The following is a 25,156-nucleotide window of genomic DNA, read 5'->3' as shown; positions in this document are numbered from 1 at the left end:
TGGCCAGTGGGGCGCCCTTCTGGAAGGGGGGTGGCGGTCGCAGGCGGGCCGCGCGCGCGCGACCGGTGACGCCAGGGCAACCCGATGGCGCGATGCGGGTTGCGCGGCGCTCAGCCGGTCGTGATCACGCTCGCCGCCGGGTGGCGCTCTGGCCGGGGCGGCGGGAAGCGCCTAAGTCCCGGGACGGGCCGAGGCGGGGAGGGGTGGAGGTCGATGAACTGGTTCACGGGCGTGATGGTCTATTTCCTGGTCTGGTGGACGGTGCTCTTCGCCATCCTGCCGATCGGGGTGCGGCCCGATGCCGAGGGCGAGACGACGGGCGGCTGGCGTGGCGCGCCGCGGGCGCCGCAGCTGGGACGCAAAGCGGTGCTGACGACGCTGGTCGCGACCGTGGTGTTCCTCGGCATCTATGGTGTGGTGCAGAGCGACTGGATCAGCTTTCGTGACGGCTGGCTGGCGATGCCCAGAAACTAGGCAATATGCCTACCATTCTCACGGATTCTGCGCGGAAACATGCACTGTCGGCCAAACAGCACTTTTTTTCAGCGAATCCGGGCTGTTTTTGCGTTGCAGCGAAAGGGGGCGCCGGGCACCATCATCGACAGGAAGAGAGCTGGTTCTCTTCCTGCCGTGTGACTGGCGTTTCCTCCCTAAACTCGGGCCGCACCCTTCACGGGAGCGGCCCTTTTTTCTTTGCTTTCCACCAGTCTAATGGTTTCGGTTCCGGTGCGACAAGGCAAATGCCGCCGGCCCAGCAGATTTCTTTATGAAAATTGCGCCCGGCCGCTTCCTGGTGAATTTTTGCTGCGCTGCACCTCGGGTTGCCTTGGGCACGGCAGGCGGCAAGGGCGCACCCCCTGGCACAAAGCCCCGCGCCCCTCTACCTTCCGCCGGCCGTTTCTGACCGGAGCACCTCCCTTGCGCCTCTCCCGCGCCTTCCTGCCGACGCTCAAAGAAGTCCCCGCCGAGGCCGCCATCGCCTCGCACAAGCTGATGCTGCGCGCGGGGATGATCCGCCAGACCAGCGCCGGCATCTATGCCTGGCTGCCGCTCGGCCTGCGCGTGCTGCAGAAGGTCGCCCAGATCGTGCGCGAGGAGCAGGACGCCGCCGGCGGCCAGGAAATCCTGATGCCGACGATCCAGAGCGCCGAGCTGTGGAAGCAGTCCGGCCGCTATGACGATTACGGCAAGGAGATGCTGCGCATCACCGACCGGCATGAGCGCGAGATGCTGTTCGGGCCGACCAACGAGGAGATGATCACCGACATCTTCAAGAGCTACGCCAAGTCGTATCGCGACCTGCCGCGCAACATCTACCACATCCAGTGGAAGTTCCGCGACGAGATCCGCCCCCGCTTCGGCGTGATGCGCGGCCGCGAGTTCCTGATGAAGGACGCCTATTCCTTCGATCTGGACGCCGAGGCCGCGCGGCTCTCCTACAAGAAGATGTTCGTGGCCTATCTGCGCACCTTTGCGCGGATGGGGCTGAAGGCCATTCCGATGCGCGCCGACACCGGCCCGATCGGCGGCGACCTGAGCCACGAGTTCATCATCCTGGCCGAGACCGGCGAGAGCCAGGTCTACCTGCACAAGGACCTGCTGGAGTTCGACGTGCTGGCGCAGAAGCCCGATTACGAGGGCGACCTGGACCCGACCGTCGACTTCTGGACCAGCCGCTACGCCGCCACCGACGAGATGCATGACGAGGCCGCCTGGAACGCGCTGGGCGCTGAATCCCAGGTCTCGGCCCGCGGCATCGAGGTCGGGCACATCTTCTTCTTCGGCACCAAGTACAGCGCGGCCATGGGGCTGCAGGTGGCGGGCTCCGACGGCCAACCGGTGGTGCCGCAGATGGGCAGCTACGGCATCGGCGTCTCCCGCCTGCTGGGCGCCATCATCGAGGCCAATCACGACGAGGCCGGCATCAAGTGGCCGGACGCGGTCGCGCCCTTCCGCTGCGCCATCCTGAACCTGAAGCCCGGGGATCTCGGCTGCGACACGCTCTGCGAGAAGCTCTACGCCTCGCTGCCGGGCGACGCCGTGCTGGACGACCGCGGCGAGCGTGCCGGGGTGAAGTTCGCCGATGCCGATCTCGCCGGCTATCCGTGGCAGGCCATCATCGGCCCGCGGGGTGCTGCCAACGGCGTCATCGAGCTGAAGCGCCGCGCCACGGGCGAGCGGGAGGAGGTCTCGCTCGAGGTCGCCCTCGCCAAGATCCTTGGGCACTGAGCGCCTGATGTTCGGTGCCTTCGAGCGGAAGGTCGCGTTCCGCTACCTGCGGGCGCGCAAGGGCGAACGCTTCGTCTCGGTGATCGCGACCTTCTCGCTGGTGGGCATCGCCCTCGGCGTCGCCACGCTGATCATCGTGATGAGCGTGATGAACGGCTTCCGCCAGGAGCTGCTGGGCCGCATCCTCGGCCTGAACGGCCATCTGGCGGTCAGCGCCCCCGGCCCCGGGGGCGTGCGCGACTATGACCAGATCGCCGCCAATATCCGGGCGCTGGCCGGCGTCGCCAGCGCGACGCCGCTGGTCGAGGGCCAGGTGCTGCTGACCAGCGAGGCGGGGGGTGCGACCGGCGGCATCGCCCGCGGCATCAAGCCCGAGGATCTGCGCGGCCGGCCTTTGCTCGCCGGCAATATCCGCGCCGGCAGCCTGGACCGCTTCGAGGGCGACGACGCCATCCTGATCGGCACCCGCCTGGCGCAGAAGCTGGGCATCGGGGTGGGCGGCAAGATCACGGTGGTCTCGCCGCAGGGGCGCAACACGGTGATCGGCACGGTGCCGCGGCTGCGCGCCTATACGGTGGTCGCGCTCTTCGAAGCCGGCATGAACGAATACGACAGTTCCTACGTCTTCCTGCCGCTGCCGGCGGCGCAGGTCTATTTCCAGATGAAGGAATCGGTCTCGCAGATCGAGGTGTTTGTCCATAACCCGGACAATGTCCGCGCCGTCACGCGGGAGATCCTGAACGCGCCGATGCCTTTCCCGGTGCGGGTGCTGGACTGGCAGAACGCCAATTCCTCCTTCTTCGCCGCGGTGCAGGTCGAGCGGAACGTCATGTTCCTGATCCTGACCCTGATCATCGTGGTGGCGGCCTTCAACATCGTCTCCTCGCTGATCATGCTGGTGAAGGACAAAGGCCGCGACATCGCCATCCTGCGCACCATGGGCGCCACCCGCGGCGCGGTGATGCGCATCTTCCTGATCTGCGGCACCTCGATCGGGGTGCTGGGCACCGCCATCGGCTTCGCGCTCGGCCTGGTCTTCTGCCTGAACATCGAGAGCATCCGCCAGGCGCTGCAGTCGCTGACCGGCACCCAGCTGTTCAGCCCCGAGGTCTATTTCCTGACCCGGCTGCCCGCCGTGGTGAACCCGCACGAGGTGGTGCAGGTGGTGCTGATGGGCCTCGGCCTGTCGCTGCTGGCCACTCTCTACCCCTCCTGGCGGGCGGCGAAGACCGACCCGGTCGAGGCGCTGCGCAATGAGTGAGATCCGCCTGCGGCTGGAGAACGTCCAGCGCCGCTTCCGCACCGAGGCCGGCGAGCTGCCGGTGCTGACCGGCGCCGAGCTGACCATTTCTGCGGGTGAGATCGTCGCGCTCGTCGCCCCCTCGGGCACCGGCAAGTCGACCCTGCTGCATCTGGCGGGGCTGCTGGAGCGTCCCGATTCCGGCGAGGTGCATGTCGGCGGCAAGCCCACCGTCGGGCTGAAGGACGAGGCCCGCAGCGCGCTGCGCGGCCAGGCCATCGGCTTCGTCTACCAGTTCCACCACCTGCTGCCCGAATTCACCGCGCTGGAGAATATCGTGCTGCCGCAGATGGCGATCGGCGCCGCCGAGAAACCTGCCGCGGAGCGCGGCCGCGAATTGCTGGCCCGCTTCGGCCTGGCCAGCCGCGAGGGCCATCGCCCCGGCCGGCTCTCCGGCGGCGAGCAGCAGCGGGTGGCGATCGCCCGGGCGCTCGCCAACAGGCCGGGGCTGCTGCTGGCCGACGAGCCCACCGGCAACCTGGACGTCGCCACCTCCGACAAGGTTTTCTCCGAATTGCTGGAGGCCGTCCGCGGGGCAGGGGTGGGGGCGCTGATCGCCACCCACAACCCCGATCTGGCGCGGCGGATGGACCGGGTGGTGACGCTGAAGGACGGGCGCGTCGTCGATGCCTGATCCGGAACCCGCCGGAGCCCGGCCGCCGCCGGTGGTGCGCCTCGCCACCAGCAGCGGCCTGGGCAACCGGATGTTCCAGTGCCTCTTCGCCTATCGCCTGGCGGAGGAGTTCGGCGTGCCCGTCACCGGCGACAGCCTGCCGGAATGGGGGCTGGTCCACGAGGACAGCACAGTGCCGCTGCCCTCGGTCTATCTGCAGGGCCATATGCCCAACCCCGCCGGCCTGCGGCGGCTGTGGCGGCTCGGCCTGCTGCAGGGGATCGAGACCAACGCCCTGGCCTGCCGGCTGGAGCTGATGCCCTCCCGCGCCGCCGCCCAGGCGCTGTTCCGCGACCAGGGCGTGGAGCCGCTGCGCTTCCCGCACGATCGCCTGGTGATCAATGTCCGCGCCGCCGAGATCCTGGGCGCTCGCCACAAGGACTACCGCCCGCTGCCGCTCGCCTTCTATGAGCGGGTGATCCGCGAGACCAGGCGGCGGCCGGTCTTCGTCGGCCAGATCGGCGACGATCCCTACAGCCAGGCCCTGCGGGCGCGTTTCCCGGAGGCGGAGTTCCATCCCTCGCGCGGGGTGATGGAGGATTTCGCCACGCTGCGCGCCGCCAATCACCTGGTGATGGCGGTCAGCACCTTCTCCTGGCTGGCCTGCTGGCTGTCCGAGGCCCGCACCATCCACATGCCGCTGACCGGCTTCTTCCACCCGAAGCGGCGCAAGGATGTCGACCTCTTCCCGCCGGACGATTACCGCTACAGCTTCCATGCCTTCCCGCCCGATGCCTGGACGGGCACGGAGGAGCAGATGCAGGAGACCATTGCGGGGGCGGAGGCCGGGCGGCGCATCAGCCATCGCCATCTCCTGACCCTGGTGCATGGCATCAAGACGCCGGACCCGGTGCCGCGGGTGGCGCCGGCCGTGGTATCCTTGCCGACCATCGCCTGACGGCGCCGCTGCGCGGCCGCCCTGCCGCGCCGCCCCCCCGCGCCGCCCGAGGAGACTTCACCATGGACAGCTTCGTCCACCTGCACGTCCACTCCGCCTATTCCCTGGCCGAGGGCGCCATCAAGGCGGAGAAGCTGGCCGACCTGGCCCGCGCGGATGGCATGCCGGCGGTGGCGCTGACCGACAGCGCCAACATGTTCGGTGCTTTGGAATTCGCCAAGGCCTGCTCCGGCAAGGGCGTGCAGCCGATCATGGGCTGTCAGCTTTTTCTGTCCCGTGGCGCGGCGGATGACCGGCCGGAGGTGCTGCGCCTGGCTCCCGACCCGGTGGTCGCGCTGGCGATGAGCGCCGAGGGGCTGGAGAACGTCCAGCGCCTTTCTTCCCAGGGCTTCCTCCGCGACGACCCCTCGGGCAAGCCGACCGTCACGCTGGAGCTGCTGCAGCAGCATTCTTCCGGCGTCTTCCTGCTGACGGGCGGCACGCAGGGGCCCCTGGCCCGCCTCCTGGTGGAAGGCCGCCGCGACGCGGCCATGAGGCTGCTGGACGCGCTGAAGGAAAGCTATGGCGACCGGCTGGCGGTGGAGCTGACCCGGCATGGGCTGGATATCGAGCGCGGTCTGGACCCGGCGCTGGTGGCGCTGGCCGACAGCGCGGCGCTGCCGATCGTCGCCGCCAACGATATCTACTTCGCCAAGCCAGGGATGTACGAGGCGCATGACGCGCTGCTTTGCATCGCCGAGGGCCGCACGCTGGCCGAGACCGACCGCCGCCGCCTGACGCCGGAGCACCACTTCAAGTCGGCCGCGGCGATGCGCAAGCTGTTCGCCGACCTGCCGGAGGCCTGCGACAACACCCTGGCCATCGCCCGCCGCTGCGCCGTGATGGCCGAGTCCCGCAAGCCCGAGCTGCCGATCTGCCCCAAGGTGCAGCCCGGCATGACCGAGGCCGAGACGGTGCGCGACATGGCCGCGCGCGGGCTGGAGGACCGGCTGCAGGCCCAGGGCACGCCGGAGGAGGCGCGGCCGGTCTATCGCGAGCGGCTGGAATTCGAACTCAACGTCATCGAGAAGATGGGCTTCTCGGGCTATTTCCTGATCGTCGCCGACTTCATCCAATGGGCCAAGGCGCAGGGCATTCCGGTGGGTCCGGGGCGTGGCTCGGGCGCCGGCTCGGTGGCCGCCTGGGCGCTGCTGATCACCGACCTCGACCCGCTGCGCTTCGGCCTGCTCTTCGAGCGCTTCCTCAACCCCGAGCGCGTCTCGATGCCGGATTTCGACATCGATTTCTGCCAGGACCGCCGCGACGAGGTCATTCGCTATGTCCGCCGCGAATATGGCGAGGACCGGGTGGCGCAGATCATCACCTTCGGCCGGCTGCAGGCCAAGGCGGTGGTGCGCGACGTCGGCCGGGTCATGGGCATGCCCTATGGCCAGGTCAACAAGATCGCCGAGCTCATCCCCTTCAACCCGGCCAAGCCGGTCACCCTGCAGCAGGCGCTGGACGGCGAGCCGCGGCTGCAGGAGATGCGCGAGAGCGACGAGACCGTCGACCGGCTGATGGAGACGGCGCTCGTCCTCGAGGGCCTCTACCGCAACGCCTCGACCCATGCCGCCGGCGTGGTGATCGGCCGCAAGCCGCTGATCGACATCGTCGCGCTCTACCGCGACCCGCGCTCCGACATGCTGGTGACGCAGTACTCGATGAAATACGTCGAGAACGCGACGCTGGTGAAGTTCGACTTCCTCGGGCTGAAGACGCTGACCGTGCTGCAGCGCGCGGTGGAGATCCTGGCCGGGCAGGGGACCACCATCGACCTGCCCAGCCTGCCGCTGGACGACCGCAGGACCTACGAGATGCTGGCCCGCGGCGACTCCGCAGGCGTCTTCCAGTTCGAAGGCCAGGGCATGCGGGACTGCCTGCGCATGATGCGCCCCGACCGCTTCGAGGACCTGATCGCCGCCGTCTCGCTCTACCGCCCGGGCCCGATGGCCAATATCCCCGCCTATTGCGCCCGCAAGCACGGCGAGAAGTGGGAGCCGGTGCATCCGGCGATGAAGCACTTGGTCGACGAGACCTACGGCATCCTGGTCTACCAGGAGCAGGTCATGCAGATCAGCCAGGACGTCGCCGGCTATTCCCTCGGCGGGGCCGACCTGCTGCGCCGTGCCATGGGCAAGAAGATCCGCTCCGAGATGGAGGCACAGCGGAAGACCTTCGTCGACGGCGCGGTGAAGAACGGCGTGCCGGAGGGCAAGGCCGGCGAGATCTTCGACATGATGGAGAAGTTCGCCGAATACGGCTTCAACAAGTCGCATGCCGCGGCTTACGCCCTGGTCGCCTATCACACCGCCTATCTGAAGGCGAATTACCCGGTCGCCTTCCTGGCGGCGTCCATGACGCTCGACCTCGACAAGACGGAGAAGCTGGCCAACCACATGCAGGAGGCCGCGCGCCTCGGCATCAAGGTGCTGCCGCCCGACGTCAACCGGTCGGCGGCCGAGTTCAAGGTCGAGGAGCGCGAGGACGGCAGCCAGGCCATCCGCTTCGCCCTCGCCGCGGTGAAGCGCGTTGGCATGCAGGCGATGCGCGACCTGGTCGCCGCCCGCGATGCCGCCACGCCCTTCCGCTCGGTCGCCGAATTCGCTGGCCGCGTCGATCCCAAGCTGCTCAACAAGATGCAGCTGGAGAACCTGGCCCGCGCTGGTGCCTTCGACAGCCTGGAGCCGAACCGGGCCAAGATGACCCTTTCGGCCGAGGCCGTGCTGCGCCGCGCCCAGTCGGCGGCCGAGGAGCGCACCTCCAGCCAGTTCGGCCTGTTCGGCGGCGGCGACGCCCGCCCCGAGCCGCTGCGCATGCCCGCCGTCGCCGACTGGCCCGAGCTCGAGCGCCTGACCCAGGAGGCCGAGGCGGTGGGCTTCCACCTCTCGGCGCATCCGCTCGACACCTACAAGGAGGTGCTGAAGAAGCTGCGCGTCACCCCGATCGCCCAGATGCAGGCCAAGGCCGAAGCCGGTGCCGGGGTGGTCCGCCTGGCCGGCACCGTGGTGAACAGCAAGGAGCGCACCACCCGCACCGGCAGCCGCATGGCCTGGCTGCGCATCTCGGACGCCAGCGGCAGCACCGAGATCACCCTGTTCTCCGAGATCCTGCTGCGCGCCCGCCCCCTGCTGACCGAGGGCAACGCCGTCCTGGTCACCTGCGAGGCGCGGATGGAAGGCGAGACCCTGCGCCTGACCGCGCAAGGCCTGGAAGGCCTGGACAAGGCCGCCAGCGGCATCGGCCAGATGCTGCGGCTCTGGATCGACGATCCGGCCGCCATCGATCCGGTGCGCGACATGCTGACCCGCGAAGGCCCGGGCCGCGGCCGCGTCATCCTGATTCCGCGGCTGGGCGACAGCCAGGAGCTCGAGGTGGTGCTGCCGGGGGCCTGGAACGTCTCGCCGCGGCTGGCCCAGGCGATCAAGGTGGTGCCAGGGGTGTCGACGGTGGAGGCGGGCTGAAGAGAAGCCAGCGGCAGGCCAGGGGAATGAATTCCCCTGGACCCCTTCTTCTTTCTGATGATCGGCCGTTCAGGGATCAGCGCCTCACCGGCAACCCCACCAGGGCCTCACGGCGGGACGTCGTGACTGCAGATGGCGCAGCCTCGAAGGCCGCACTGAGGCCTGGCCGTGTCACCTGCTGTCGCCAGGTGGACACGGCAGTCGCCGCAGAAAGAAGAAGGGGGTTCGGGGGCATTCATTCCCCCTGGCCTGCATCTCTCTCACTCTTCGTCTGCCAGCACGGCCCACCGTTCATGGTCCCGCCACAGCCCGCCGATGCGCAGGTATCGCGGCGACAGCCCTTCCAGGCGGAAGCCCAGCCGTTGCACCAGGGCGCGGGAGGCGGCGTTGCCCGGCTGGATGTTCGCTTCCAGCCGGTGCAGGCCGAGCGGGCCGAAGGCATGGGCGATGGCCAGGCGCAGCGCCTCGGTCATCAGCCCCTGCCGGGCGAAGCGGGCCATGCCGTAATAGCCCAGGAAGGCCGACTGGAAGGCGCCGCCGACGATCTGGTTCAGGTTGATCACGCCGGCAATGCCGCCGCTGCGGGCCTCGATGGCGACCAGGCCCAGATTGGGGCCGGTCAGCTGGCGCTGGAACCAGGCGTCGAAGCCGGGCTGGTCGGTGAAGGGCTCCACCCAGGGGGCGTGCAGCGCGCGGCTCTCGCGATTGGCCTCGATCAGGGCGCCGGCATCGCTGGCTTGGGCGGGGCGGAGCGTCAGGCGGGACATGGCGCCGCCCAGTCTGCCGGGCCGCGGCGCGCCGGCAAAGGGGGGGCAGCCATTCCTTGCCAGCCGCGGCCTTGCCCTCTATATCCCGCCGCGCCGGACCAGGACGTCCCCTGGGCCGGCAAATCCGCACGCGGTGCGCCCTTCGGTCCCGGCAGGGATCAGGGTCCGGTCCCCTGACATCAGGGGTCAGCGCCGCGGAGGCTCAACCGGACGTGTTTATCGAAGGAAGGACCGCCAGCATGGCGATGCCCGAAGTTTCCCTGCGTCAGCTGCTCGAGGCCGGTGTCCATTTCGGCCACCACACCCGCCGCTGGAACCCGCGCATGGCGCCGTACATCTTCGGCGTGCGCAACCAGGTGCACATCCTCGACCTGCAGCAGACCGTGCCGATGCTGGACCGCGCGCTGCGCGCCGTCCGTGACGTCGTCGCCGGCGGCGGCCGCGTGCTGTTCGTCGGCACCAAGAAGGCGGCGGCCGAGTACGTGGCCGAGGCCTCGACCCGCTGCGGCCAGTACTACGTGAACCACCGCTGGCTCGGCGGCATGCTGACCAACTGGAAGACCATCACGGGCTCGATCAAGCGCCTGAAGCAGATGGACGAGCAGCTGGGCGGCAGCACCTCGGGCCTGACCAAGAAGGAAGTCCTGATGCTCACGCGCGAGCGTGAGAAGCTGGACCGCGCGCTGGGCGGCATCCGCGAGATGGGCGGCCTGCCCGACATCATCTTCGTCATCGACGTGGTGAAGGAGAAGCTGGCGATCGAGGAAGCCAACAAGCTGGGCATTCCGGTCGTCGCCGTCGTCGACTCCAACGCCGATCCCGAGGGCGTCGCCTATCCGATCCCGGGCAATGACGACGCGATCCGCGCCATCAACCTGTATTGCGACCTGGTCGCCGGCGCCGTCTTCGACGGCATCAGCGCCGAGCTGCAGGCCTCGGGCGTCGATCTGGGCGCGTCCGAGGAGCTGGCCGAGGAGCTGCCGGTGGTCGAGGGCGTTGAAGGCAACGCGGTCGCCGAGGCCGAGGCTGCCGTCGGCGGCGCCGACGCTCCCGTGGCCCCCCAGGCCTGACACTGAGACAGGACAGGAGCTGATCCATGGTTGAGGTGACCGCTGCGATGGTCCGCGACCTGCGCGACAAGACCGGCGCAGGCATGATGGACGTCAAGAAGGCGCTCGTTGAGAACAACGGCGACGCCGAGGCTGCGATCGACTGGCTGCGCAAGAAGGGCCTTGCCGCCGCCGCCAAGAAGTCCGGCCGCGTCGCCGCCGAGGGCCTGGTGGGCACCGCCACCGGCCCGCAGGTCGGCGCGCTGGTCGAGATCAATGCCGAGACCGACTTCGTTGCCCGCAACGACCTGTTCCAGAACTTCGTCGCGGAAGTGGCGGGGCTGGTCCTTTCGGTCGGCGACGACGTCGAGACGCTGAAGGCTGCGACCTATCCGGGCACCACCCATTCGGTGCAGGACGAGCTGACCCGCCTGATCGCCACGATCGGCGAGAACATGACGATCCGCCGCGCCAAGCGCCTGGCCGTGCCGTCGGGCGTCGTGGCGACCTATGTCCACTCGGCGGTCAAGCCGGGCCTGGGCAAGATCGGCGTCATCGCCGCCCTCGAGGCTCCGTCGGAGATCGAGGCGCTCGAGACGCTGGGCCGCCAGATCGGCATGCATGTCGCCGCCGCCCGTCCGGACGCGCTCGACACCTCCGCCGTCGACCCCTCGGCGCTGGAGCGTGAGAAGGCCGTGCTGACCGAGCAGGCGCGCGCTTCCGGCAAGCCCGACGCGATCATCGAGAAGATGGTCGAGGGCCGCGTCCGCAAGTACTACGAGGAAGTGGTGCTGCTGGAGCAGGTCTGGGTGCATGACGGCGAGAGCCGCGTGAAGGCCGTCGTCCAGAAGGCCGGCGCCAAGCTGACGGGCTTCGCCCGCTTCCAGCTGGGCGAGGGCATCGAGAAGCAGACCAGCGACTTCGCCGCCGAAGTCGCCGCCGCCGCCGGCACGGTCTGATCCGGGTCGCGGGTTGAAGGGAAGGGGGTGCTGGCGCAGGCCGGCGCCCCCATCTTTCTGCCCGCATTCCGCCTTCGCATTGTTCCGGCTGCCGATTTCCGGCCGCCGGAAGCCCTGGCCGGGGACCTGCCGCCCGCCCCGCCATGCTGCGGCGCAAACGGTGCCGCCCGCGGTTTTCTGATCCGGCGGAAGCGGCCTGACGCCGCGACCGAGCTTGCCGCCCCCTCGGCGCGTGCCTATCGTGCCGCGCCCCTTCCTTGCCTCTTGCCGCCGGAGCCCGCATCATGACCGCCCCGATCTACAAGCGCGTGCTGCTCAAGCTGTCCGGCGAGGCGCTGATGGGCGGCCGCGACTACGGTCTGGACAACGGCACGGTCCGCGCCATCGCCGAGGACATCAAGGGTGTCGTGGCGCTGGGCGTCGAGGTCTGCGTCGTGGTCGGCGGCGGCAACATCTTCCGCGGCGTCGCCGGCGCCTCCTCCGGCATGGAGCGGGCCCAGGCCGACAGCATGGGCATGCTGGCCACCGTGATGAACGCGCTGGCGATGCAGAGCGCGCTGGAGCGGATCGACGTGCCGACCCGGGTGCAGTCCGCCATCCCGATGAGCAGCGTCTGCGAGCCCTTCATCCGCCGCCGCGCCGAGCGGCACATGGAGAAGGGCCGGGTCGTGGTCTTCGCCGCCGGCTCGGGCAATCCCTTCTTCACCACGGACACCGCCGCCGCGCTGCGCGCCGCCGAGATGCGCTGCGACGCGCTGTTCAAGGGCACGCAGGTGGATGGCGTCTATTCCGCCGACCCGCGCAAGAACCCGAATGCCGAGCGCTACACCACGCTCACCTATCTCGACATGCTGGCGCGCGACCTAGCGGTGATGGACGCTGCCGCGATCAGCCTGGCGCGCGAGAACAAGCTGCCGATCATCGTCTTCAACATCCACGAGCCGGGCGCGTTCACCGCCGTGATGCAGGGCGAAGGCCGCTTCACCACCGTTGTCGACCTTTGATCTCCGCGAACTGCGCCTAACGAGAAGGAAAGCCACGCCATGGCCGCACCTGCCGATCTGAGCACGCTGAAGCAGGACATCACCCGCCGCATGGAGTCGGGGCTGGATGTGCTGAAGAAGGAATTCGTGGGCCTGCGCACCGGCCGCGCTTCGCCGGCGCTGCTGGAGCCGATCCGCGTCGAGGTCTACGGCGCCAACCAGCCGCTGGCCCAGGTGGCCAATATCTCGGTGGCCGGCCCCAGCATGCTGCAGGTCCAGGTCTGGGACCGCCAGGCCGCCAAGGCCGTCGAGATCGCCATCCGCGACTCTGGCCTGGGCCTGAACCCGCAGACCGAGGGCCAGACCATCCGCGTGCCGCTGCCGCCCCTGACCCAGGAGCGCCGCAACGAGCTGGCCAAGCAGGCGGCGAAGTATGCCGAGGCCGCCAAGGTCGCCGCCCGCGGCGTGCGCCGCGACGGCATGGAGCAGATCAAGGGCTGGGAGAAGAAGTCCGAGATCGGCAAGGATGACGCGGCGAAGTGGTCCGACGAGGTGCAGAAGCTGACCGACCAGACGATCAAGAAGGTCGACGAGCTGCTGGCCGAGAAGGAAAAGGACATCAAGGCGGTCTGACCGGAAGCATGAGCGCGGCGCCCTTCAACCAGCCTGCTGCCGGCGCCGCCCTTGCGGCTTCCTCGGCCGCCAAGATCGCATCGCCGTCGCCCGCCGGGACCCTGGTCTCGGGCGGGGCGGGGGACCCGGTGCATATCGGCCTCATCATGGACGGCAACCGCCGCTGGGCGCGCAACCGCGCCCTGCCGCGGGCGCTCGGCCACAAGGCGGGGGTGGAGGCGGTGCGCCGCGCCGTCCAGGCCTGCGCCGACGCCGGCATCGGCTGGCTGACGCTCTTCGCCTTCTCCTCGGAGAACTGGCAGCGCTCGGCCGACGAGGTGCGCGACCTGACCGGCCTGCTGCGCCTCTATCTGCGGCACGAGGTCAGCACGCTGGCCAAGAACGGCGTGCGGCTGCGCGTCATCGGCGAGCGCGAGCGCTTTGGCCGCGAGACCATGGCCGCCATCGCCGAGGCCGAGGCGGCCACCGCCCACAACACCCGGCTGAACCTGACCGTCGCGCTGTCCTATGGCGCGCGGGCCGAGATCGCCGCCGCGACCCGCGCGCTGGCCGCCGAGGTCGCCGCCGGGACGCTCGACCCCGCCGCCATCGACGAGGCCGCGATCAGCGCGCGGCTGTCGACCTCCGGCATGCCCGACCCGGACCTGATCATCCGCACCTCGGGCGAGCAGCGGCTGTCCAACTTCCTGCTCTGGCAGGCGGCCTATGCCGAATTCGTCTTCCTCGACGTGCTCTGGCCCGATTTCGATGCGGCGCATCTGGACCAGGCATTGACAGAGTACCGTCGCCGGGCACGGCGCTTCGGCGTCGGCGCGGGCTGAGCCATGGGCCTGCCACCCCCCGTCATGCCCGAGCCGCCGGCGGGTTCCGCCGCGGCGGAGCCCGCGCGCCGCTGGCGTGACCTGCGCAAGCGGGCGCTGTCCGCCGCCGTGCTGGGGCCGGGCGCGCTGCTCTGCATCTGGCTGGGGGCCGCGGCCTGGACGGCGCTGATGACCGTCGCCGTGGCGCTGCTGACCTGGGAATGGGTGCGGATGTGCGGGCTGCGCAGCCGCGCCTGGCCGGGCATCGCCGTCCCCGTCGTGGTGGGCCTCGCCTGCGCCGCCGCCGTGCTGGGCCAGCCGGTGGTGGGCCTCGGCCTGCTGTTTGCCGGCTTCGCCGCCACCTGGATCGCCGCCCCCCGCCTGCGCCGCCGCGGCGGCCCGCCGCCGCCGGCCAGCTGGCTGGCGCTGGGCGTCCTCTACATTGGCCTCGCCGGCATCGCGTTGATCGAGCTCAGGCACGACAACGAGGCTGGGCGCGGCAATGTCTTCTTCCTGATCTTCGTCGTCTGGGCCTCGGATATCGGCGCCTATATCGTCGGCCGGCTGGTCGGCGGGCCGAAGCTGGCGCCCTCGATCTCGCCGGGCAAGACGCGCTCCGGCGCGGTGGGCGGGCTGCTGAGCTCCATGCTGGTCGGCTGGCTGGCCGCCGACTGGCTGGTGCCGGGCAATCCGGCGGTGCTGAAGGTGCTGGCCGTCGCCGCCCTGCTCGGCATCGCCACCCAGCTCGGCGACCTGCTGGAGAGCGCGGTGAAGCGGCATTTCGGCGTCAAGGATTCCTCCATGTTGATCCCCGGCCATGGCGGCGTGCTCGACCGGCTGGACGGGCTGCTGGCCGCGGCCCCGGTCGCGGCGCTGCTGGCCTTCGCCGTCGGCTACGGCGTTCCGCTGTGGCGGTGAACGGCTCCCCGCGCCGGGTCACCATCCTCGGCAGCACGGGATCGGTCGGCCGCAGCACCGTGGCGCTGCTGGATGCCGCGGCCCCGGGTGAATTCAGCGTCGTCGCCCTGGTCGCCGGCCAGGATGCCGCGGGCCTGGCCGAGCAGGCGCTGCGCCTGCGCCCTGAGATCGCCGTGGTCGGCGCCGACAGCGCCCTGCCGGAGCTGCGCGCGCGTCTGGCTGGCAGCGGCATCGCCTGCGCCGGCGGCCGCGCCGCTGTGCTCGAGGCCTCTGCCATGCCGGCCGACTGGACCATGGCCGCCATCGTCGGCGCCGCCGGGCTGCAGCCGGTCCTCGCCGCGCTGGCCCGCGGCGGCACCCTGGCGCTGGCCAACAAGGAAGCGCTGGTCTGCGCCGGCGAGATTGTGCTGGCCGCCGCCAGGGCAGGGGGCGCCACCCTGCTGCCGGTCGATTCCGAGCACAACGCGCTGTTCCAGGCCTTCGACGCCCGCGAGGCCGGCGCCGTCGAGAAGATCATCCTGACCGCCTCGGGCGGGCCGTTCCGCGAGGCCAGCCTGGAGACCATGGCGCGCGCCACGCCGGAGCAGGCGGTGCGCCACCCGGTCTGGTCGATGGGCGCCAAGATCTCGATCGACAGCGCCACCATGATGAACAAGGGGCTGGAGCTGATCGAGGCCGCGCGCCTCTTCCCCATCCCCGAGCCGCGCATCGAGGTGCTGGTGCATCCGCAATCGGCCGTGCACGGGCTGGTGCAGTACAGCGACGGCTCGCTGCTGGCCCAGCTCGGCACGCCGGACATGCGCACGCCGATCGCCCATGCCCTGGCCTGGCCGCGGCGCATGGCTGTGGACCTGCCGCGGCTGGACCTCGCGGCGCTGGCGCGGCTGGATTTCTCCGCCCCTGATACGAAGCGTTTCCCGGCGCTGCGCCTGGCGCGCGAGGCCTTGCGGGCCGGCGGCGGGGCCCCCACCATCCTGAACGCGGCCAATGAGGCGGCGGTCGGCCTGTTCCTCGCGCGGCGCCTGGGCTTCCTCGACATCGCCGCGGTGGTGGAGGAGAGCCTGGCCGCGCTGGGCGCGCCGGCCACCGGAAGCCCGGAGGATGTCCTGGCCCTGGATGCGGCGGCGCGGCAGGATGCGGCGGCCCGCGCTGCGAAGCGCGCCGCCTGAGCGAGTAGACCGATCGGGCGGCCCGACCCGCCGCTTGCCACGCCCCGCCGGTTCGATGGCCGCGGGCAGGAGACGCGACCTTGGACTCCCTGCTGCATTTCGTGAACGACACCTTCCGCTCGGCCCTGGCCTTCGTGGTGGTGCTCGGCGTGCTGGTCTTCATCCATGAGATGGGCCACTACCTGGCCGCGCGCTGGCGCGGCGTGCATGTCGAGGTCTTCTCCATCGGCTTCGGCAAGGCCATCCGGTCCTGGACCGACAAGCGCGGCTGCCAGTGGCGGCTCTCCTGGCTGCCGCTCGGCGGCTATGTGAAGCTGCACGGGCATGAGGGGCCGGACGACGCGACGCCGGAGCAGCGCGCCGCCTGGCGCCCGGGCGAGACCTTCCACGCCAAGCCGGTGCGCGACCGCGCCATCGTCATCGCCGCCGGGCCGGCCGCGAACTTCCTGCTCGCCATCGTGCTGTTCGGCCTGCTCTATGCGACGGTCGGCCAGCCGGTGCCGACCACCGATGTCGGCCAGGTCAATATCGGCTCGGCCGCCGACCGCGCCGGGCTGCGCGCCGGCGACCGCATCCTCAGCCTGGATGGCCAGCCGGTCGAGCGCTTCGACCAGGTGCAGGCGCATATCCAGCCGCGCGGCGGCCAGCCGGTCGAGCTGCGCATCCGCCGCGACGGCGCCGAGAGCAGCATCACCGCGACGCCGGACCAGCGCGAGGTCAATGGCCAGACCGTCGGCCTGCTCGGCATTTCCGGCGGTGCGCCGGAGTTCCGCCGCATGGACCCGGTCTCCGGCATGGTCGCCGGCGTGGTGCAGACCTGGGATGTCACGGCGCAGACCGTGGTGGCGCTGGGCCAGATGATCACCGGCCGGCGCGGCCTGGACGAGCTCGGCGGGCCGCTGCGCATCGCCCAGATCTCGGGGCAGGTGGCGCAGCTCGGCATCGCCAGCATGGTCTCCTTCGTGGCCGTGCTGTCGATCAATCTCGGGCTGATGAACCTGTTCCCGATCCCGATGCTGGATGGCGGCCACCTGGTCTTCCACGCGGTCGAGGCGATCCGCGGCAAGCCGGCCAAGCCGCGCACCATCGAGTACAGCTTCCGCGCCGGCTTCGCGCTGCTGATGGTGATCTTCGTCTTTGCGACCTTCAACGACCTCGGCGCCTCGGCGCTGGGGCGCTGGGTGGCCGGGCTGATCGGCTGAGGCTTCGACTCGGCGAGGCGGGCCGTCCGGGCCCGCTTTCCTTAACGTCCCGTGCAAAGAGCGCCCGCCAGCAGACGTTAACCGGGCCCTTTTCAAGGGGGTGGCGGGCTTGCTTTTTACCGGCTAGTCTCCGCCCGCCCGGGACGCTCCGTTTCCGGCGGACCATCGCTTCGGCCCCCATCAACCGGCCCCGGATCCGACCTTTGCACGCTACCCGCGCCATCCTGCTCGCCGCCACCTGCCTCGTGCCCGTCCTGCTGCCGCCCGATGCGTCGGCGCAGACGCGCAACCCGCCGCGGCGCGGGGCGCCCGCTGCAACCCAGGCATCGAACGGCATGGTCCGGGCGATCCAGGTGCAGGGCAACCAGCGCATCGAGGCGGACACCATCCGCTCCTACATGCTGCTGCAGCCGGGCGACGCCTTCGACACCGACCGGCAGGACCGCAGCCTGCGCACCCTCTTCGCCACCGGCCTGTTCCGCGACGTCCAGGTGACGCGCCAGGGCGACAACCTGGTGGTGAAGGTGCAGGAGAACCCGATCGTCAACCGCGTCGCCTTCGAGGGCAACAGCAAGCTGTCCGACGACACGCTGCGCCCCGAGCTGACGCTGCGCCCGCGCGCCGTCTACACGCCGGCGACCGCCCAGGCCGACCGCCAGAAGCTGCTCGAACTCTATGCCCGCCGCGGCCGCTTTGCCGCCCGCGTCGAGCCGAAGATCATCGAGCTGGACCAGAACCGGGTCGATATCGTCTTCGAGATCACCGAGGGCGACGCGGCGCTGATCAGCCGCATCAACTTCGTCGGCAACGAGAACTTCTCCGACAGCCGGCTGAAGGAGATCGTCTCCTCCCGCGAGGCCGCCTGGTACCGCCCCTTCAGCTCCTCCGACACCTATGAGCCGGAACGCCTGAACTTCGACCGCGAGCTGCTGCGCCGCTACTACCAGCGCCAGGGCTATGCCGATGTCGAGGTGACCGGCTCGACCGCCGAGCTGTCGCCGGACCGCAGCGGCTTCTTCGTCACCTACACGGTGAAGGAAGGCCCGCGCTACACGCTGGGCAAGGTCGAGATCACCTCGGCCCTGCGCAACGTCACCGCCGAGCGGCTGCAGCGCGTCATGACCATCCGGCCGGGCGACGTCTATGACGGCGACGCCATCGAGCGCATGGAGCAGACGCTGATCGACGAGGGCAACCTCGCCGGCGCGCCCTTCGTCGAGATCGAGCCGAAGATCACGCGCAACCGCGACAACAACACCATCGACCTGGTCTTCGCGGCGACCGAGGGCACCCGGGTCTATGTCGACCGCATCGACGTCACCGGCAACACCCGCACCCAGGACCGCGTCATCCGCCGCGAGATGCGCCTGGCCGAAGGCGACGCCTTCAACGCCGCGGCCGTCCGCCGCTCGCGCCAGCGCATCCGTGACCTCGGCTACTTCAACGATGTCCAGATCAACCAGCAGCCGGGCCCGACGCCCGACCGGGTGACGCTGAACACCAATGTCTCCGAGCGCGCCACCGGCGAGATCTCGATCGGCGGCGGCTATTCGACCGATGCCGGCGCGCTGGCCGATCTGGGCCTGCGCGAGCGCAACATCCTCGGCACCGGCATCGACGCCCGCGCCAACACGACGATCGCCCAGCGCCGCAGCCAGGTCGACTTCTCGGTCACCGATCCGAGCTTCCTCGACCGCAACCTGTCGGTCGGCGCCGACGTCTTCTACGTGGTCCGCGACCTGACCGACTATTCGGGCTACGAGGAGCGCCGCGTCGGCTTCAGCCTGCGCGCCGGCTACGAGTTCAACGAGAGGCTGCGCCAGAGCTGGGCCTATACCCTGTCCCGCCGCAACGTCTTCAACGTGAACGACGACGCCTCGATCTACATCAAGGAGCAGAAGGGCGTCACGCTGCTGTCGCAGATCGGCCAGACGCTGACCTACGACACCCGCGATTCCCGCCTCGATCCGCATGAAGGCTATGTGCTGCGCCTGGGCACCGACCTCGCCGGCCTCGGCGGCGACGTGTCCTATGTGCGCACCCGGCTCGACGGCAGCTACTTCATCCCCTTCGAGCGGCTGCTGGGCGACCCGGACTATGTCCTGGCGCTCTCCGCCGGCGTCGCCCACATGTTCAACTACGGCGGCAAGCAGGAGCGGATCATCGACCGCTTCTTCCTCGGCGGCGAGAACCTCCGCGGCTTCGCGGTGGCCGGCGTCGGCCCGCGCGACACCTCGTCGGACGACGCGCTGGGCGGCCGCACCATGTGGACCCAGAGCACCGAGATGCGCTTCCCGCTGCCGGTGCCCTCCGAGCTCGGCCTGCTCGGCCGGGCCTTCGTCGATGTCGGCTCGCTCAGCGGCGGCAGCACCGGCGCGAATGTGGTCGATGACTCGGCGCCCCGCGTCGGCGCCGGCATCGGCATCTCCTGGCGCAGCCCCTTCGGCCTGATCAACGTCGATCTGGCGCAGGCCGTGGTGAAGAAGTCCTACGACGAGACGCAGGTCTTCCGCTTCGGCTTCGGTACGCGCTTCTGAGCCTATCCTACGGAGTTCCCAATATGGCGCGTCGCGCACCGGCTGCGCTTGCAGCGATCCTGATGTCGTCCACCCTCCTGGTGGGCGGCCAGGCGCTGGCGCAGCAGCAACAGCAGTGGTTCGTCCCCAACCAGCCGCAGCAGTCGGCGCCGCAGCAGCAGCGCCCGGCCCAGGCGCCGCGCCAGCAGCCGGCGCAGCGCCCGGTGCAGGCCAATCCTGCGCCGCTGCCGCCCGGCGAGCCGCCGCCGGCGGCCGTCATCGGCATCGTCGACGTGCCCGAGGTGCAGCGCAACTCGACCGCCTTCAACGCCGTGCGCGAAGAGATCGAGAAGCGCCGGCAGAAGCTGAACGACGATCTGCAGCGCGAGCAGGGCCGCTGGCGCGAGGAGCAGCAGCAGCTGGCCAACCAGCGCGCCACCCTCTCGCCCGAGGAGCTGCGCACCAAGGAGCGCGACCTGCAGGAGCGGGTGACCGACGCGCAGCGCATCTTCCGCGACCGCAGCCGCAACATCGAGCAGGCGGCGCAGCAGAGCCTGCAGGAGATCGAGCGCGCGCTGGCCCTGGTGATCCGCCAGGTCTCGGCCAGCCGCAAGGTCAACCTGGTGCTGCCGCGCCCGGTGGTGATCTTCAACGAGCCGGCCTTCGACCTGACCGAGGAGGTCTCGACCCAGCTCAACAAGGTGCTGAAGGCCGTGGCCGTGGCGCCCGAGGAGGCGACCCCCGCGGCCGCCCCCGCGGCGCGTCCGGCCCAGGGCGGCCAGGGCCAGCAGGCGCCGCGGCGGAACTGACCGCCATGGCGGATCCGCGCTTCTACCCGTCCTCGGGTCCGCAGCCGCTGGCGGCGGTCGCCGCCGCGGCCGGCGCGCGCATCGAGGAGGGGCTGGCGGCGCGCGTCTTCCGCGGCGTCGCCCCCCTGGCCGAGGCGGGGCCCGGGGAGATCGCCTTCCTCGACGGCCGCAAGCATCTCGACGCGCTGCGCGCCAGCCGCGCCGGCGCCGTGCTGCTGACCGCCGAGCTGGCATCCGCTGCGCCGGAGGGCTGCGCCGCGCTGGTGGTGGCCTCGCCGCAGCTGGCCTTCGCCCAGGTCGCCGCGCTGTTCCACCCGCATCCCGCGCCGGTCCGCGGCATCCACCCGACCGCCACGATCGGCGCCGGCGTGACGCTGGGCGAGGGCTGCGAGATCGGCCCGCATGCGGTGATCGGCGACGGCGCGACCCTCGGCGCCCGCTGCCAGGTCGGGCCGCATGCGCTGCTGGGCCCGGGGGTGGTGTTCGGCGACGACTGCCGCATCCATGCCCATGCCAGCGCCGTCTGCTGCCTGGCCGGGCACCGCGTCACCCTGCATCACGGCGCCCGCATCGGCGGCGAGGGCTTCGGCTTCGCGCCGACCCCGGAAGGGCGCTTCGTCACGATTCCGCAACTCGGCCGGGTGATCCTGGGCGACGAGGTGGAGGTGGGTGCGAATTCCTGCGTCGACCGCGGCGCGCTGGGCGACACCGTGCTGGGCCCGGGCACGCGGCTCGACAACCTCGTGCAGATCGGCCACAACGTGGTCACCGGGCGAGGCTGCGTGATCGTGGCCCAGGTGGGGATCTCCGGCTCCACCCGGCTCGGCGATTACGTGACCATCGCCGGGCAGGCCGGGCTGACCGGGCATCTGAGCATCGGCAGCAAGGCCCGCATCGGTGCCCAGGCCGGCGTGCAGGGCGATGTGGCCCCGGGCCAGGACGTCACGGGTTCCCCTGCCATGCCGGTGAAGGACGCGCTGCGCGCCGCGCTGCACCTGCGCAAGCTCGGCGCGCGCAAGCCGTCGGCCGGCTCCCCCGGGGGCAAGCCGCGCGGCGAGGACTGAAGCGGCGAGAAGGGACGCGCCGGGCGCCGCCTGGCGCCGGATGCGAGACTGCGGAACAGAGCATGGCGCCGACCGGGCGCCCAGGACAGACGGACTGACGGCATCATGGACCAGCAAGAGCAGCCTTCCTCCGAGGCGGCCCCCCAGCAGAATCTGGACAGCATCGACATCGCCCGCATCATGCGCGCGATCCCGCACCGCTACCCGATGCTGCTGGTCGACCGCATGGTGGACATCGTGCTGGGCGAGAGCGCCATCGGCATCAAGAACGTCACCGTCAACGAGAACTTCTTCCAGGGCCATTTCCCGGCCCATCCGGTGATGCCGGGCGTGCTGATCATCGAGGCCATGGCGCAGACGGCCGCCGTGCTGGTGGTCGAGACCCTGGGCCCCAGCGCCCATGGCAAGATCGTCTATTTCATGAGCATCGAGAACGCCAAGTTCCGCCGGCCGGTCGTCCCTGGCGACCAGCTGCGGATTCACATCAACAAGGACCGTCAGCGCGGCAATGTCTGGAAGTTCAACGCGGTGGCCCGGGTCGACGGCGTCGCGGTGGCCGAGGCCAGCTATGCCGCGATGATCATGGACCGCTGAGCGGATGCTCGAGAGCGTGACCGAGACAGAACAGCCCGCCGCCACCCGCCAGATCGATCCCAGCGCCACCATTCACCCGACCGCGATCGTGGCGGAGGGCGCCAGCATCGGCGCCAACTGCCGCATCGGCCCCTATTGCATGATCGGCGCCGACGCCGTGCTGGGGCGGGACGTGGTGCTGGTCTCGCATGTGGTGATCGACGGCCATGCCAGCATCGGCGACGCCGTGCAGGTCAGCCCCTTCGCCACCATCGGCATGGCGCCGCAGGACCTGAAGTACAAGGGCCAGCCGACCCGCGTGGTGATCGGCGCCCGCACCCAGATCCGCGAGCACGCCACCATCCACCGCGGCAGCGTCGGCGGCCATGGCGTGACCACGGTCGGCGCCGACTGCCTGCTGATGGTCAACGCCCATGTCGGGCATGACAGCACCCTCGATCACCATGTGATCCTGGCCAACAACGTCATGCTCGGCGGCCATGTCCAGATCGGCGACACCGTCTTCGTCGGCGGCGGCGCCGCCATCCACCAGTTCGTCCGCATCGGTCGGCAGGTGGTGGTGGGCGGCATGTCGGGGGTCGAGGCCGACATCATCCCCTTCGGCGCCGTCATGGGCAACCGCGCCCGCCTGACCGGGCTGAACCTGATCGGGCTGAAGCGCCGCGGCTTCCCGCGGCCGCAGATCAACATCCTGCGCGCCGCCTTCCGCAGCCTGTTTCGCCATGCCGGCGAGCTGCGCGACCGCATGCAGGTGGTCGAGGCCGAGCACGGTCAGGACCCGGTGGTGCAGGAGATCCTGGGCTTCATGCGCGCCGACAGCCATCGCGGGCTGTGCCGCGCCCGCCGCGTCGCGGTCGAGGATGACGACGCGACCGAGTCCTGACGCCATGACCGATTCCGGCAGCGCGCCGCTCGGCCTGATCGTCGGCGGCGGGCTGCTGCCGCAGCGCGCGGCGGCCGCGGCTGCCGCCGCCGGGCGCCAGCCGCATGTCGTGGTGCTGGAAGGCTTCGGCAATCCGGCCGATTACGCGGCCTATCCGCAGATCACCTGCCGGCTCGGCGCCGGCGGGCGGATGCTGGACTGGCTGCGCGCCGCCGGCTGCCGCGAGCTGGTCCTGGCCGGCCAGGTCAAGCGCCCCAGTTTTCTCGCCCTGCGCCCGGATGCCGGGGCCGCGAAGCTGCTGCCGCGCATCGGGATGAAGGCCTTCGGCGGCGATGACTCGCTGCTCACCGCCGTGATCCGCGTGCTGCGCGAGGAGGGCTTCGAGCCGCTGCCGGCCCAGGCGCTGCTGGCCGAGCTGCTGCAGCCGACCGCCGGCCAGCTCGGCCGTCACGCCCCCGATGCCAAGGCCGTCCGCGACATCCGCCGCGGCGTCGCCGTGGTGCGTGCGCTGGGCGCCGTCGATGTCGGCCAGGGCTGCGTGGTGCAGCAGGGGATGGTCCTGGCCGTCGAGGCGATCGAGGGCACGGATGCCATGCTGGCGCGCTGCGGCCCCCTGCATCGCGAGGGGCCGGGCGGCGTGCTGGTGAAGATCCTGAAGCCCGGCCAGGACCGCCGCGTCGACCTGCCGACCATCGGCCCGGCCACCATCGCCGGCGCCGCCGCCTCCGGGCTGCGCGGCCTGGCCATCGAGGCTGACGGCACCATCATCGTCGACCGCGCCGAGACCATCGCCGCCGCCGACGCGGCAGGGCTGTTCCTGCTGGCCATCGACGTGCAGGCTCCGACCTGGAACGAACCTTCCTAGCGCTTGCCGCCTTCGGGCGGCATGCTCTAGGACTTTGTTTGATCGCCTGATTCAGGCTTTTCGATGAGTCCATCCCAAGCCGTCAGGCTCGAAGGAAAAACTCCCATGAGCAGCTTCCTGCACACCATGCTCCGCGTCGGCGACCTGGAGCGCAGCGTCTCCTTCTACACCAACCTGCTCGGCATGAAGGAGCTGCGCCGCAACGACGTCCCCGACGGCAAGTACACCCTCGTCTTCGTCGGCTACGCGCCCGAGAGCACCGGCGCCGGCGTGATCGAGCTGACCTACAACTACGGTGTCGAGAAGTACGAGCTCGGCACCGCCTTCGGCCATCTGGCGATCGGCGTGCCGGACATCTACGCGACCTGCGAGGCGCTGCGCGCCGCCGGCGCCAAGATCACCCGCGAGCCCGGCCCGGTGAAGTTCGGCACCACGGTCATCGCTTTCGTCGAGGACCCGGACGGCTACAAGATCGAGCTGATCGAGCGCAAGTCGGCCGAGGCCGGCACCCGCGGCTGATTGTTCTGCCAGGCTGCCGCCTTCCGGAGACGGCGGGCGCGCCGGCCGGAACGAGGCGCGACCTTTGGGGTCGCGCCTTCTTTTTCGCCTGGAGCAATCGGCTCCAGGAGTTTGTCTGATCGCGTGATTCCGCTGTTTGGTGGGTCCGCCTCAGGCCATCATGCTCTAGTTCTCGGGCGGGACGGGGCGGGCCAGGGATTCCTCGATCAGCACCCGAGCCGTGTGGCAGAGCAGCCCGTCGGGCGCGCGCAGCGAGTCCAGCACCCCCTCGACCTCCAGCCCGGGCAGCGGCAGCAGCGGGCCGCCGCCGCCGTCGAGCGAGCGATAGGCGTGGAAGTTGCGGCTCTGGCGCTGCAGCTCGGGCGGATCGGCCTCGCCGTAGGCCAGGGCGAAGGGCTTGCGCGCCACCGGCAGGCGCTGCGGCGACAGCACCTCGGTCTCCAGCGGGTTCAGCGCCAGCCGCTCCTCCAGCCCGGCCAGGTCGTAGCGGCCGCAGAGGCCGAGGCCTGCGGTGACCCGTGGATGCTCCAGCAGCATCGCCGCCAGATGCGCCCCCGACCCCCAGCCGCAGAGCAGCGCAGGCCTCGGCCTCTGCGGCCGCTACGACCTGGCCGGGCTGGAGGAGCGGCTGGCGCTGAACCCGCTGGAGACCGAGGTGCTGTCGCCGCAGCGCCTGCCGGTGGCGCGCAAGCCCTTCGCCCTGGCCTACGGCGAGGCCGATCCGCCCGAGCTGCAGCGCCAGAGCCGCAACTTCCACGCCTATCGCCCGCTCGACGGCGGCGGCGGCCCGCGGCTGCCGCTGCCCGGGCTGGAGGTCGAGGGGGTG

The 25,156-nt window shown here is 70.5% G+C and carries 23 protein-coding genes and 1 pseudogene; 22 read left to right on the top strand and 2 right to left on the bottom strand.

The features are described 5' to 3' along the window. Window positions 1–213: 213 nt before the first annotated feature. From BKE38_RS00560 to dnaE, 6 genes are all read left to right on the top strand, one after another. Entirely contained in the window at window positions 214–474 is a 261-nt protein-coding gene (locus BKE38_RS00560) for a DUF1467 family protein (protein ID WP_076955423.1), read from the top strand. A 444-nt stretch (window positions 475–918) separates the two neighbouring features. Then, window positions 919–2,229 carry a proline--tRNA ligase gene (gene proS, locus BKE38_RS00555; RefSeq protein WP_076955422.1) on the top strand — a complete coding sequence of 437 codons (1,311 nt, stop codon included), beginning with the start codon at window positions 919–921 and terminating at the stop codon, window positions 2,227–2,229. A gap of 7 nt (window positions 2,230–2,236) precedes the next feature. Further along, on the top strand, window positions 2,237–3,490 hold the full coding sequence (locus BKE38_RS00550; protein ID WP_076955421.1) for a lipoprotein-releasing ABC transporter permease subunit: 1,254 nt from the start codon (window positions 2,237–2,239) through the stop codon (window positions 3,488–3,490). Beyond that, window positions 3,483–4,163, top strand: a complete 681-nt coding sequence (locus BKE38_RS00545; RefSeq protein ID WP_076955420.1) for an ABC transporter ATP-binding protein — start codon at window positions 3,483–3,485, stop codon at window positions 4,161–4,163. Before BKE38_RS00550 ends, BKE38_RS00545 begins: the two co-directional genes overlap by 8 nt. After that, window positions 4,156–5,100, top strand: coding sequence for an O-fucosyltransferase family protein (locus BKE38_RS00540; protein WP_131829450.1), 945 nt, complete (start codon window positions 4,156–4,158; stop codon window positions 5,098–5,100). Before BKE38_RS00545 ends, BKE38_RS00540 begins: the two co-directional genes overlap by 8 nt. Before the next feature lie 62 nt (window positions 5,101–5,162). Further along, window positions 5,163–8,600: a DNA polymerase III subunit alpha gene (dnaE, locus tag BKE38_RS00535; protein WP_076955418.1), complete on the top strand. Its 3,438-nt coding sequence runs from the start codon at window positions 5,163–5,165 to the stop codon at window positions 8,598–8,600. 260 nt (window positions 8,601–8,860) lie between these two features. On the opposite strand, the gene BKE38_RS00530 is transcribed toward dnaE, so the two are convergent. Further along, window positions 8,861–9,367: a GNAT family N-acetyltransferase gene (locus BKE38_RS00530; protein ID WP_076955417.1), complete on the bottom strand. Its 507-nt coding sequence runs from the start codon at window positions 9,365–9,367 to the stop codon at window positions 8,861–8,863. 239 nt (window positions 9,368–9,606) lie between these two features. Here BKE38_RS00530 and rpsB point away from each other — a divergent pair, with 239 nt between their 5' ends. From rpsB to gloA, 15 genes are all read left to right on the top strand, one after another. Then, entirely contained in the window at window positions 9,607–10,437 is an 831-nt protein-coding gene (rpsB, locus tag BKE38_RS00525; protein ID WP_076955416.1) for a 30S ribosomal protein S2, read from the top strand. 26 nt (window positions 10,438–10,463) lie between these two features. Beyond that, window positions 10,464–11,375 (top strand): translation elongation factor Ts, encoded by a 912-nt coding sequence (gene tsf / locus BKE38_RS00520; protein WP_076955415.1) that lies wholly within the window; start codon window positions 10,464–10,466, stop codon window positions 11,373–11,375. A 284-nt stretch (window positions 11,376–11,659) separates the two neighbouring features. Then, a complete protein-coding gene (gene pyrH, locus BKE38_RS00515) occupies window positions 11,660–12,379 on the top strand; it encodes a UMP kinase (RefSeq protein WP_076955414.1) in 720 nt (239 codons plus the stop codon). 39 nt (window positions 12,380–12,418) lie between these two features. Beyond that, window positions 12,419–12,991, top strand: a complete 573-nt coding sequence (gene frr / locus BKE38_RS00510) for a ribosome recycling factor (RefSeq protein WP_076955413.1) — start codon at window positions 12,419–12,421, stop codon at window positions 12,989–12,991. 8 nt (window positions 12,992–12,999) lie between these two features. Further along, on the top strand, window positions 13,000–13,812 hold the full coding sequence (gene uppS, locus BKE38_RS00505) for a polyprenyl diphosphate synthase (protein ID WP_083747200.1): 813 nt from the start codon (window positions 13,000–13,002) through the stop codon (window positions 13,810–13,812). Window positions 13,813–13,815: 3 nt separating this feature from the next. Then, window positions 13,816–14,709, top strand: coding sequence for a phosphatidate cytidylyltransferase (locus tag BKE38_RS33070; protein WP_242662124.1), 894 nt, complete (start codon window positions 13,816–13,818; stop codon window positions 14,707–14,709). Next, window positions 14,700–15,878: a 1-deoxy-D-xylulose-5-phosphate reductoisomerase gene (gene dxr / locus BKE38_RS33065; protein WP_242662123.1), complete on the top strand. Its 1,179-nt coding sequence runs from the start codon at window positions 14,700–14,702 to the stop codon at window positions 15,876–15,878. Before BKE38_RS33070 ends, dxr begins: the two co-directional genes overlap by 10 nt. A gap of 101 nt (window positions 15,879–15,979) precedes the next feature. Then, window positions 15,980–17,080, top strand: a complete 1,101-nt coding sequence (gene rseP, locus BKE38_RS00490) for an RIP metalloprotease RseP (RefSeq protein WP_076955425.1) — start codon at window positions 15,980–15,982, stop codon at window positions 17,078–17,080. 203 nt (window positions 17,081–17,283) lie between these two features. Continuing rightward, entirely contained in the window at window positions 17,284–19,617 is a 2,334-nt protein-coding gene (bamA, locus tag BKE38_RS00485; RefSeq protein ID WP_076955411.1) for an outer membrane protein assembly factor BamA, read from the top strand. 62 nt (window positions 19,618–19,679) lie between these two features. Further along, on the top strand, window positions 19,680–20,405 hold the full coding sequence (locus tag BKE38_RS00480; RefSeq protein ID WP_242662122.1) for an OmpH/Skp family outer membrane protein: 726 nt from the start codon (window positions 19,680–19,682) through the stop codon (window positions 20,403–20,405). 5 nt (window positions 20,406–20,410) lie between these two features. Next, window positions 20,411–21,469 carry a UDP-3-O-(3-hydroxymyristoyl)glucosamine N-acyltransferase gene (gene lpxD / locus BKE38_RS00475; protein ID WP_076955409.1) on the top strand — a complete coding sequence of 353 codons (1,059 nt, stop codon included), beginning with the start codon at window positions 20,411–20,413 and terminating at the stop codon, window positions 21,467–21,469. A 105-nt stretch (window positions 21,470–21,574) separates the two neighbouring features. After that, a complete protein-coding gene (gene fabZ, locus BKE38_RS00470; RefSeq protein ID WP_076955408.1) occupies window positions 21,575–22,063 on the top strand; it encodes a 3-hydroxyacyl-ACP dehydratase FabZ in 489 nt (162 codons plus the stop codon). Window positions 22,064–22,067: 4 nt separating this feature from the next. After that, window positions 22,068–22,946 carry an acyl-ACP--UDP-N-acetylglucosamine O-acyltransferase gene (lpxA, locus tag BKE38_RS00465; RefSeq protein WP_083747199.1) on the top strand — a complete coding sequence of 293 codons (879 nt, stop codon included), beginning with the start codon at window positions 22,068–22,070 and terminating at the stop codon, window positions 22,944–22,946. Window positions 22,947–22,950: 4 nt separating this feature from the next. Beyond that, a complete protein-coding gene (locus tag BKE38_RS00460) occupies window positions 22,951–23,811 on the top strand; it encodes an LpxI family protein (RefSeq protein ID WP_076955407.1) in 861 nt (286 codons plus the stop codon). 105 nt (window positions 23,812–23,916) lie between these two features. Further along, entirely contained in the window at window positions 23,917–24,330 is a 414-nt protein-coding gene (gene gloA / locus BKE38_RS00455) for a lactoylglutathione lyase (protein ID WP_076955406.1), read from the top strand. A gap of 165 nt (window positions 24,331–24,495) precedes the next feature. Here the strand turns inward: gloA and BKE38_RS00450 are convergent, their stop codons facing one another. After that, window positions 24,496–24,867, bottom strand: a complete 372-nt coding sequence (locus tag BKE38_RS00450; RefSeq protein ID WP_076955405.1) for a hypothetical protein — start codon at window positions 24,865–24,867, stop codon at window positions 24,496–24,498. Between BKE38_RS00450 and BKE38_RS31215 the strand changes: the two are divergent. Continuing rightward, window positions 24,842–25,156: pseudogene (locus BKE38_RS31215) on the top strand (hypothetical protein); the annotation flags it as partial. The gene BKE38_RS00450 and the pseudogene BKE38_RS31215 sit on opposite strands and share 26 nt — an antisense overlap.

Origin of the sequence: Teichococcus deserti (genome assembly GCF_001982615.1) — a bacterium.
Lineage (GTDB): Bacteria > Pseudomonadota > Alphaproteobacteria > Acetobacterales > Acetobacteraceae > Pseudoroseomonas > Pseudoroseomonas deserti.
Note: the sequence above shows the minus strand (reverse complement) of the source record. Positions and strands in the feature narration are given on the sequence as shown.

Coding starts and splice junctions, on each gene's coding strand:
- BKE38_RS00560 (WP_076955423.1), top strand. CDS start 214: ATGAACTGGTTCACGGGCGTGATGGTCTATTTCCTGGTCTGGTGGACG.
- BKE38_RS00550 (WP_076955421.1), top strand. CDS start 2,237: ATGTTCGGTGCCTTCGAGCGGAAGGTCGCGTTCCGCTACCTGCGGGCG.
- BKE38_RS00545 (WP_076955420.1), top strand. CDS start 3,483: ATGAGTGAGATCCGCCTGCGGCTGGAGAACGTCCAGCGCCGCTTCCGC.
- BKE38_RS00540 (WP_131829450.1), top strand. CDS start 4,156: ATGCCTGATCCGGAACCCGCCGGAGCCCGGCCGCCGCCGGTGGTGCGC.
- dnaE (WP_076955418.1), top strand. CDS start 5,163: ATGGACAGCTTCGTCCACCTGCACGTCCACTCCGCCTATTCCCTGGCC.
- BKE38_RS00530 (WP_076955417.1), bottom strand. CDS start 9,367: ATGTCCCGCCTGACGCTCCGCCCCGCCCAAGCCAGCGATGCCGGCGCC.
- rpsB (WP_076955416.1), top strand. CDS start 9,607: ATGGCGATGCCCGAAGTTTCCCTGCGTCAGCTGCTCGAGGCCGGTGTC.
- tsf (WP_076955415.1), top strand. CDS start 10,464: ATGGTTGAGGTGACCGCTGCGATGGTCCGCGACCTGCGCGACAAGACC.
- pyrH (WP_076955414.1), top strand. CDS start 11,660: ATGACCGCCCCGATCTACAAGCGCGTGCTGCTCAAGCTGTCCGGCGAG.
- frr (WP_076955413.1), top strand. CDS start 12,419: ATGGCCGCACCTGCCGATCTGAGCACGCTGAAGCAGGACATCACCCGC.
- uppS (WP_083747200.1), top strand. CDS start 13,000: ATGAGCGCGGCGCCCTTCAACCAGCCTGCTGCCGGCGCCGCCCTTGCG.
- BKE38_RS33070 (WP_242662124.1), top strand. CDS start 13,816: ATGGGCCTGCCACCCCCCGTCATGCCCGAGCCGCCGGCGGGTTCCGCC.
- BKE38_RS00480 (WP_242662122.1), top strand. CDS start 19,680: ATGTCGTCCACCCTCCTGGTGGGCGGCCAGGCGCTGGCGCAGCAGCAA.
- lpxD (WP_076955409.1), top strand. CDS start 20,411: ATGGCGGATCCGCGCTTCTACCCGTCCTCGGGTCCGCAGCCGCTGGCG.
- fabZ (WP_076955408.1), top strand. CDS start 21,575: ATGGACCAGCAAGAGCAGCCTTCCTCCGAGGCGGCCCCCCAGCAGAAT.
- lpxA (WP_083747199.1), top strand. CDS start 22,068: ATGCTCGAGAGCGTGACCGAGACAGAACAGCCCGCCGCCACCCGCCAG.
- BKE38_RS00460 (WP_076955407.1), top strand. CDS start 22,951: ATGACCGATTCCGGCAGCGCGCCGCTCGGCCTGATCGTCGGCGGCGGG.
- gloA (WP_076955406.1), top strand. CDS start 23,917: ATGAGCAGCTTCCTGCACACCATGCTCCGCGTCGGCGACCTGGAGCGC.
- BKE38_RS00450 (WP_076955405.1), bottom strand. CDS start 24,867: ATGCTGCTGGAGCATCCACGGGTCACCGCAGGCCTCGGCCTCTGCGGC.